The organism is Micromonospora sp. NPDC049799 (genome assembly GCF_040656655.1).
Classification (GTDB): Bacteria; Actinomycetota; Actinomycetes; order Mycobacteriales; family Micromonosporaceae; genus Micromonospora.
In genome coordinates, this window is the sequence record NZ_JBFAMU010000849.1 from 1 (window position 1) to 1,323 (window position 1,323).

Sequence of the window (1,323 nt, forward strand, 5' to 3'; positions counted from 1 at the left end):
GGCGTCCACCACCAGCACCGACCGCCGCGCCCGCGCCAGGGCCAGCGCGCCGCTGAGCCCGGCCGCGCCGCCACCGACGACCACCACGTCGTACGTCTCACGCATCGTTCCCCCTCGTGTGGGGGCGGGTCGGACGCCCGCCACCGGCGCCGACTGTGCACCGACTCGCTCCGGTCGGCAAACGTTGTTGCCGTTGTGGCAACATTGGCGGGGTGAGTGACTTCGGAGAGGTGCTGTCCGCCGTCGGGCCGCGGCTGCGTGCGCTGCGGGAGCAGGGCGGCGCCACCCTGGCGCAGCTGTCCAAGGCGACGGGGATCTCGGTGAGCACGCTGTCCCGCCTGGAGTCCGGGCAGCGTCGGCCCACCCTGGAGCTGCTGCTGCCCCTGGCCCGCGCCCACCAGGTGCCGCTGGACGAGTTGGTCGACGCACCGCCCACCGGCGACCCGCGCGTGCACCCCCGCCCGGTGCGCCGCCACGGCGTGACCTACCTGCCGCTGACCCGCCGGCCCGGGGGAGTGCGGGCGTACAAGTCGATCATCCCGGCGGGCACCCCGCGCGGCGAGCCGGATCCGCGCAGCCACGAGGGGCACGAGTGGCTGTACGTGCTGTCGGGACGGCTGAGGCTGGTCCTCGGCGAGCACGACCTGGTCCTCACCGAGGGCGAGGTCGCCGAGTTCGACACCCGCGTGCCGCACTGGCTGGCCAACCCCACCGACGAGCCGGTGGAACTGCTCATCCTGTTCGGTCCGCAGGGTGAGCGGGCGCACGTACGGGCTCGCCCGACGCGCTGACCCGGACGGGAATGTCGCGTACGCCCGGAACGCTGGCTTCTGCGGGCGGCACTGCCGTGGCCGCCCGCGTTACCGTGTCCGGGGAGGTGGCGGGGAGATGGACAGCTGGGAAGCGACTGTCGAGGCGCAAATCCGCAGCGCGCAGGAGCGCGGCGAGTTCGACAACCTGCCCGGCATGGGCAAGCCGATCCCCGGCCGGAACGTTCCCTACGACGAGTCGTGGTGGATCAAGAGCTTCCTCGAGCGGGAGTCCCTCCCGACGGACCTGCTGCTGCCGACTCCGCTGCTGCTGCGTCGCCGCGTCGAACAGGTGCCCGCCGAGGTGCGGGACCTGCCCACCGAGGCAGCGGTCCGCGCGTACGTCGCCGTCCTGAACAGGGAGATCCTGGCCTGGCTGCGCAACCCGTCCGGCCCTCGGGTGGTGGTGCGCCCGGTCAACGCCGACGAGGTGGTGCGCGGCTGGCGTGAGCGCCGGCACACCACCGGCAGCACGAACACCGACGCGCCCAGCACCACCTTCTGGCCGGACATG

3 protein-coding genes are annotated in these 1,323 nt (G+C 73.4%); 2 read left to right on the top strand and 1 reads right to left on the bottom strand.

Annotation, left to right across the window (positions count from 1 at the left end; genetic code table 11):
* Window positions 1-105 (bottom strand): FAD-binding protein (locus AB0I76_RS30045; RefSeq protein ID WP_357042550.1); only part of this gene is annotated, 105 nt, incomplete at its 3' end.
* 107 nt (window positions 106-212) lie between these two features.
* On the opposite strand from AB0I76_RS30045, the gene AB0I76_RS30050 reads away from it, so the two are divergent.
* Window positions 213-791, top strand: a complete 579-nt coding sequence (locus AB0I76_RS30050; protein WP_357042544.1) for an XRE family transcriptional regulator — start codon at window positions 213-215, stop codon at window positions 789-791.
* Window positions 792-888: 97 nt separating this feature from the next.
* On the top strand, window positions 889-1,323 hold a 435-nt coding region (locus AB0I76_RS30055; protein WP_357042547.1), incomplete at its 3' end, for a DUF1992 domain-containing protein.